General features: G+C 52.3%; 2 tRNA genes and 3 rRNA genes. All 5 read left to right on the forward strand.

Features of this window, described 5'->3' with window-relative positions:
- The first annotated feature begins 339 nt into the window (after positions 1–339).
- Positions 340–1,876: ribosomal RNA gene (locus CQ007_RS18685) — 16S ribosomal RNA — on the forward strand.
- A 108-nt stretch (positions 1,877–1,984) separates the two neighbouring features.
- Positions 1,985–2,061 (forward strand) — tRNA-Ile (locus tag CQ007_RS18690).
- Positions 2,062–2,085: 24 nt separating this feature from the next.
- Positions 2,086–2,161: transfer RNA gene (locus CQ007_RS18695), tRNA-Ala, on the forward strand.
- Positions 2,162–2,435: 274 nt separating this feature from the next.
- A 23S ribosomal RNA gene (locus CQ007_RS18700) occupies positions 2,436–5,325 on the forward strand.
- A gap of 152 nt (positions 5,326–5,477) precedes the next feature.
- A 5S ribosomal RNA gene (gene rrf, locus CQ007_RS18705) occupies positions 5,478–5,593 on the forward strand.
- Together the 16S, 23S and 5S rRNA genes with 2 tRNA genes alongside form the textbook arrangement of a ribosomal RNA operon.

A 5,593-nucleotide genomic window follows, 5' to 3' on the forward strand; every position in this document is an offset into this window, starting at 1 on the left:
AGGCGTTGACAAGGGGCTAGGCTCCTGTAGAATGCGCCTCCCTGGCCCGGAACGGCGGTAAGGTTTCAGGTCGGAGAAGCAGGTGGTGAGCGAGCAAGAATGTTCACAAAAACACTTGACAGATCATAAGGTTGGCGTAGAATGCGCGGCCTTGGTTAGGCGGAGACGCTGACCGAATCGCTCTTTAACAAATTGGAATCAAGTAATTCGTGTGGGTGCTTGCGAAATAGGCCGGATGATCAACAGATTATCAGCCAACGCAAGTTACTCTGTGAATTCATCGAGTTTATTTGTACGGCTGAGCCAAGTTTAGGGTTTTCTCAAAACCCAAGCAGTTTTTAACTGAAGAGTTTGATCATGGCTCAGATTGAACGCTGGCGGCAGGCCTAACACATGCAAGTCGAGCGGAAGAAGGGAGCTTGCTCCCGGATTCAGCGGCGGACGGGTGAGTAACACCTGGGAATCTGCCTGGTAGTGGGGGATAACGTTCGGAAACGGGCGCTAATACCGCATACGTCCTACGGGAGAAAGCAGGGGATCTTCGGACCTTGCGCTATCAGATGAGCCCAGGTCGGATTAGCTAGTAGGTGAGGTAATGGCTCACCTAGGCGACGATCCGTAACTGGTCTGAGAGGATGATCAGTCACACTGGAACTGAGACACGGTCCAGACTCCTACGGGAGGCAGCAGTGGGGAATATTGGACAATGGGGGAAACCCTGATCCAGCCATGCCGCGTGTGTGAAGAAGGTCTTCGGATTGTAAAGCACTTTAAGTTGGGAGGAAGGGTTGTTGGCTAATATCCAGCAATTTTGACGTTACCGACAGAATAAGCACCGGCTAACTCTGTGCCAGCAGCCGCGGTAATACAGAGGGTGCAAGCGTTAATCGGAATTACTGGGCGTAAAGCGCGCGTAGGTGGTTCAGTAAGATGGGTGTGAAATCCCCGGGCTTAACCTGGGAACTGCTTTCATAACTGCTGAGCTAGAGTACGGTAGAGGGTAGTGGAATTTCCTGTGTAGCGGTGAAATGCGTAGATATAGGAAGGAACACCAGTGGCGAAGGCGACTACCTGGACTGATACTGACACTGAGGTGCGAAAGCGTGGGGAGCAAACAGGATTAGATACCCTGGTAGTCCACGCCGTAAACGATGTCAACTAGCCGTTGGAATCCTTGAGATTTTAGTGGCGCAGCTAACGCACTAAGTTGACCGCCTGGGGAGTACGGTCGCAAGATTAAAACTCAAATGAATTGACGGGGGCCCGCACAAGCGGTGGAGCATGTGGTTTAATTCGAAGCAACGCGAAGAACCTTACCTGGCCTTGACATGCTGAGAACTTTCCAGAGATGGATTGGTGCCTTCGGGAACTCAGACACAGGTGCTGCATGGCTGTCGTCAGCTCGTGTCGTGAGATGTTGGGTTAAGTCCCGTAACGAGCGCAACCCTTGTCCTTAGTTACCAGCACATTATGGTGGGCACTCTAAGGAGACTGCCGGTGACAAACCGGAGGAAGGTGGGGATGACGTCAAGTCATCATGGCCCTTACGGCCAGGGCTACACACGTGCTACAATGGGGGATACAAAGGGTTGCCAAGCCGCGAGGTGGAGCTAATCCCATAAAGTCTCTCGTAGTCCGGATTGGAGTCTGCAACTCGACTCCATGAAGTCGGAATCGCTAGTAATCGTGGATCAGAATGCCACGGTGAATACGTTCCCGGGCCTTGTACACACCGCCCGTCACACCATGGGAGTGGGTTGCACCAGAAGTAGCTAGTCTAACCTTCGGGAGGACGGTTACCACGGTGTGATTCATGACTGGGGTGAAGTCGTAACAAGGTAGCCGTAGGGGAACCTGCGGCTGGATCACCTCCTTAATCGAAAGATCACCTCTGTTTTTCAAGCACTCACACGAATTACTTGATTCCGAAAGAAAGGCGATTGGGTCTGTGGTTTTAAGCAACAGGTGACAGACCAAGATGATTGGGTCTGTAGCTCAGTTGGTTAGAGCGCACCCCTGATAAGGGTGAGGTCGGCAGTTCGAATCTGCCCAGACCCACCAATTGTCGAGGTGTCAGGTCTGAACGGGGCCATAGCTCAGCTGGGAGAGCGCCTGCCTTGCACGCAGGAGGTCAGCGGTTCGATCCCGCTTGGCTCCACCAGGACAACAGCACAACGCGCCGGTACTCGATAAGAGTTCATACATGAATGATCCCTGGATAAACCGGGATGATTGATGTCTGATCTTTGATCAGTCGCTCTTTAACAATGTGGGAAAGTGATAGAAGTAGACAAGACATAACGGGTGTTTCACTGCACACGTTATGGCTAAGGTAACTTGTAATCTCAAGTGCAAGTTCCGGATTGTCGTGAAATCATGTCAAGACATAGGCTTTGAGCAATCGGTCGCAAGACGCAGATTGTTTGGGGTTATATGGTCAAGTGAATAAGCGCATACGGTGGATGCCTTGGCAGTCAGAGGCGATGAAAGACGTGGTAGCCTGCGAAAAGCTTCGGGGAGGTGGCAAACGACCTTTGATCCGGAGATCTCTGAATGGGGAAACCCACCTGTCATAAGACAGGTATCACATACTGAATACATAGGTATGTGAGGCGAACCCGGGGAACTGAAACATCTAAGTACCCGGAGGAAAAGAAATCAACCGAGATTCCCCAAGTAGTGGCGAGCGAACGGGGAGCAGCCCTTAAGCGGTTTAGAGTCTAGTGGAACGCTGTGGAAATGGCGGCCATAGTGGGTGATAGCCCCGTACACGAAAGACTCTTAGCCGTGAAATCGAGTAGGTCGGCGCACGTGAAACGTTGACTGAACATGGGGGGACCATCCTCCAAGGCTAAATACTCCTGACTGACCGATAGTGAACCAGTACCGTGAGGGAAAGGCGAAAAGAACCCCTGTGAGGGGAGTGAAATAGATCCTGAAACCGTATGCGTACAAGCAGTGGGAGCCGACTTGTTCGGTGACTGCGTACCTTTTGTATAATGGGTCAGCGACTTATATTCAGTGGCGAGCTTAACCGTCTAGGGGAGGCGTAGGGAAACCGAGTCTTAATAGGGCGTATAGTCGCTGGGTATAGACCCGAAACCGGGCGATCTATCCATGGGCAGGTTGAAGGTGCCGTAACAGGCACTGGAGGACCGAACCGACTACCGTTGAAAAGTTAGCGGATGACTTGTGGATAGGAGTGAAAGGCTAATCAAGCTCGGAGATAGCTGGTTCTCCTCGAAAGCTATTTAGGTAGCGCCTCGTGTATCACCACTGGGGGTAGAGCACTGTTTGGGCTAGGGGGTCATCCCGACTTACCAACCCCATGCAAACTCCGAATACCAGTGAGTGCGAGCACGGGAGACACACGGCGGGTGCTAACGTCCGTCGTGAAAAGGGAAACAACCCAGACCGTCAGCTAAGGTCCCAAAGTTATGGTTAAGTGGGAAACGATGTGGGAAGGCTTAGACAGCTAGGAGGTTGGCTTAGAAGCAGCCATCCTTTAAAGAAAGCGTAATAGCTCACTAGTCGAGTCGGCCTGCGCGGAAGATGTAACGGGGCTCAAACCATACACCGAAGCTACGGGTGCATCTTAGGATGTGCGGTAGAGGAGCGTTCTGTAAGCCTGTGAAGGTCAATTGAGAAGTTGGCTGGAGGTATCAGAAGTGCGAATGCTGACATGAGTAACGACAATGGGAGTGAAAAACTCCCACGCCGGAAGACCAAGGGTTCCTGCGCAACGTTAATCGACGCAGGGTGAGTCGACCCCTAAGGCGAGACCGAAAGGTGTAGTCGATGGGAAACGGGTTAATATTCCCGTACTTCTGGTTACTGCGATGGGGGGACGGAGAAGGCTAGGCCAGCACGGCGTTGGTTGTCCGTGTTTAAGGTGGTAGGCTGAGATCTCAGGCAAATCCGGGATTTCAAGGCCGAGAACTGATGACGATCTTTCTTTTAGAAAGAGAAGTGGTTGATGCCATGCTTCCAGGAAAAGCCTCTAAGCTTCAGGTAACTAGAAATCGTACCCCAAACCGACACAGGTGGTCAGGTAGAGAATACCAAGGCGCTTGAGAGAACTCGGGTGAAGGAACTAGGCAAAATGGCACCGTAACTTCGGGAGAAGGTGCGCCGGCTAGGGTGAAGGACTTGCTCCGTAAGCTCTGGCTGGTCGAAGATACCAGGCCGCTGCAACTGTTTATTAAAAACATAGCACTCTGCAAACACGAAAGTGGACGTATAGGGTGTGACGCCTGCCCGGTGCCGGAAGGTTAATTGATGGGGTTAGCTTCGGCGAAGCTCTTGATCGAAGCCCCGGTAAACGGCGGCCGTAACTATAACGGTCCTAAGGTAGCGAAATTCCTTGTCGGGTAAGTTCCGACCTGCACGAATGGCGTAATGATGGCGGCGCTGTCTCCACCCGAGACTCAGTGAAATTGAAATCGCTGTGAAGATGCAGTGTATCCGCGGCTAGACGGAAAGACCCCGTGAACCTTTACTATAGCTTTGCACTGGACTTTGAACTTGCTTGTGTAGGATAGGTGGGAGGCTGTGAAACGTGGACGCCAGTTCGCGTGGAGCCAACCTTGAAATACCACCCTGGCAACTTTGAGGTTCTAACTCTGGTCCGTTATCCGGATCGAGGACAGTGTATGGTGGGTAGTTTGACTGGGGCGGTCTCCTCCTAAAGAGTAACGGAGGAGTACGAAGGTGCGCTCAGCACGGTCGGAAATCGTGCGTAGAGTATAAAGGCAAAAGCGCGCTTGACTGCGAGTCCAACACGACGAGCAGGTACGAAAGTAGGTCTTAGTGATCCGGTGGTTCTGTATGGAAGGGCCATCGCTCAACGGATAAAAGGTACTCCGGGGATAACAGGCTGATACCGCCCAAGAGTTCATATCGACGGCGGTGTTTGGCACCTCGATGTCGGCTCATCACATCCTGGGGCTGAAGCCGGTCCCAAGGGTATGGCTGTTCGCCATTTAAAGTGGTACGCGAGCTGGGTTTAGAACGTCGTGAGACAGTTCGGTCCCTATCTGCCGTGGACGTTTGAGATTTGAGAGGGGCTGCTCCTAGTACGAGAGGACCGGAGTGGACGAACCCCTGGTGTTCCGGTTGTGTCGCCAGACGCATTGCCGGGTAGCTACGTTCGGAAAAGATAACCGCTGAAAGCATCTAAGCGGGAAACTTGCCTCAAGATGAGATCTCACTGGGGACTTGATCCCCCTAAAGGGCCGTCGAAGACTACGACGTTGATAGGCTGGGTGTGTAAGCGCTGTGAGGCGTTGAGCTAACCAGTACTAATTGCCCGTGTGGCTTGACCATATAACGCCCAAACAATTTGGGCCATGGCTTGCACCGATTGAGAACGACAGTCAGGAACGGCACGAGATTACAGACCTTGAGCTTGTCATAGCTTCTATCACCGACCCACCCCTTTCGTTGTGTGGACTAACAAACGCACAGCAACCGAATTGCTTGACGACCATAGAGCATTGGAACCACCTGATCCCATTCCGAACTCAGCAGTGAAACGATGCATCGCCGATGGTAGTGTGGGGCTTCCCCATGTGAGAGTAGGTCATCGTCAAGC

The organism is Pseudomonas sp. MYb185 (assembly GCF_002979975.1).
In the GTDB taxonomy this organism is placed as follows: domain Bacteria; phylum Pseudomonadota; class Gammaproteobacteria; order Pseudomonadales; family Pseudomonadaceae; genus Halopseudomonas.